Origin of the sequence: Pseudomonas syringae group sp. J254-4 (genome assembly GCF_032586855.1) — a bacterium.
Taxonomy (GTDB): Bacteria; Pseudomonadota; Gammaproteobacteria; order Pseudomonadales; family Pseudomonadaceae; genus Aquipseudomonas; species Aquipseudomonas amygdali.
Window position 1 is genome coordinate 1 of the sequence record NZ_JAWHOO010000048.1, and the last position, 1,241, is coordinate 1,241.

The 1,241-nt window shown below is 59.9% G+C and carries 1 pseudogene; it reads left to right on the forward strand.

The window, feature by feature from the left end:
- Positions 1–1,241 (forward strand): annotated as a pseudogene (locus tag RYB09_RS27065) (adhesin); the annotation flags it as partial.

The following is a 1,241-nucleotide window of genomic DNA, read 5'->3' on the forward strand; positions in this document are numbered from 1 at the left end:
CTCGACCTGAGCAACGGCCTGTTGACTAACCAGGGCGGCCTGATCAATGCGCCGGGTCAGTTGCTGCTGAAAAACCTGAGCGTCGTGAACAACCAAGGCGGTGAAATCTCCAGTGCCAACGGTTTCACGCTGGCGGCCACTTCGCTGGACAACACCGAGGGTTCGCTGCTCAGCGATAAAGCGCTCGTTGTGCGCATCAATCAGTTGCTGACCAACCTGCGCGGCAAGATTTCCGCCAATGGCCTCAATCTGAGTGCTGCAACGCTGGACAACCGCACCGCGGAAATTTCTAGTCTGAGCACCCTGACTGCCGACATCGGCCAGTTCGACAACAGCGCGAAAGGGCGTCTGCTGGCCAACGGCACAATGCTGCTGACAGCCGATAACCTGAATAACCAGAACGGCGTGGTTTCCGGACAGCAGGGCGTTCAGCTAAATCTGGGACAGCTGAACAACTCCGGCGCTGGCAGTGTTTATGCGAAAAACACACTGGGTCTGACGCTGACCGGTGCATTGAATAACGATCAGGGCGTACTGCGCAGTGACGGCACGCTGGACCTGAAAGCAGCTTCTCTGGCCAACACCGGCGGTCGGATCACCAGCGCCGGTGCTGCCACGCTGAAAGTTGATGCAGCGGTCGTCAACCAAGGCGGGCAGATCATCAGCGATGCGGGTCTGACGCTTTCCAGCGGCAGCCTTGATAACAGCCAGAGTGGTCGCATTGCCGGTAATGGGGTGGTGCTTACCACTGGCGCTTTCGACAACCATCAGGACGGCCGCCTGACCAGTACCGGGACGCTTGAGCTCAACGCCGGGCTGGTCAACAACAGTGACGCGGGTCGTATCGCCAGTGCCATGGCGCTGACCGCCGTAGTAACAGGTCTGGACCAGACCAACGATGGCCGGTTGTACGGCAACGGTGATGTCAGCCTCGACCTGAGCAACGGCGTCCTGACCAACCAAGGCGGCCTGATCAACGCGCCGGGGCGGTTGCTGCTGAAAAACCTCACGGCGGTCAACAACCAGAGCGGTGAAATCTCCAGTACCAATGGTTTCACGCTGGCCGCTACCACGCTGGATAACACCGAAGGTTCGGTGATCAGCGACAAAGCCTTGATCGTGCGTGTCGCCCAGTTGCTGACCAACCTGCGCGGCCTGATTTCTGCCACCGGTGTCGAGCTGAGTGCCGCGACGCTGGACAACCGCAACGCGGAGCTCTCCAGCCTTGGAGAGCTGACCGC